We start from the raw sequence: 588 nt of genomic DNA on the forward strand, positions 1-588 counted from the left end.
GTTACCGGTCTGAATATCCCTTCCAGCGCTGCGCTCTCAGCAGATGGGCTACGTTTAACTATGGTACCTAATGAAGCCCTATTGGTCAGCCGTACCTACTATGTCTACGTCTACGGTTTACGTGACTTAAGCGGTAATGGTGTGGTTAACTTCTTCAGCAGCTTTACCACCAGTTTTGTTAGTGACAATGAGAGGCCCACATTTGTCGACTCCACCATATTTGACGGTATTACCGACGTTCCCACTAACATTTGGATCAGAGTGCGATTCGACGAACCGCTTAACCCCCTTGAGCTAAGTGGTGTTATGTTGGAAGACAACATTGGTGGTGCAATACCTAGCAATATCAATCTGAGTGCCGATAGAAAAACAGTTTATATTGTACCTAAAAATCTACTTAGCACTAACAGTAACTACCGCCTGACTGTCGATGGATTAAAAGACATCAGTGGTAACGATTTGCTTATACCTGTAGTACAAAACTTCACAACAACTGACAGCCCAGATTTACTGCAAGGAAGTCTGCTCTATCGCAACATACCCAATGGTGCGACAAACATACCGCGGGATGCTGAATTTGAGATTGTG

1 protein-coding gene is annotated in these 588 nt (G+C 44.4%); it reads left to right on the plus strand.

Annotated elements, in window-relative coordinates:
- A partial coding sequence (locus tag CXF95_RS26295; RefSeq protein ID WP_157828261.1) for an Ig-like domain-containing protein occupies window positions 1-588 on the plus strand: 588 nt, incomplete at both ends.

The sequence above is a fragment of the Paraglaciecola sp. MB-3u-78 genome, assembly GCF_002835935.1.
Taxonomy (GTDB): Bacteria; Pseudomonadota; Gammaproteobacteria; order Enterobacterales; family Alteromonadaceae; genus Paraglaciecola.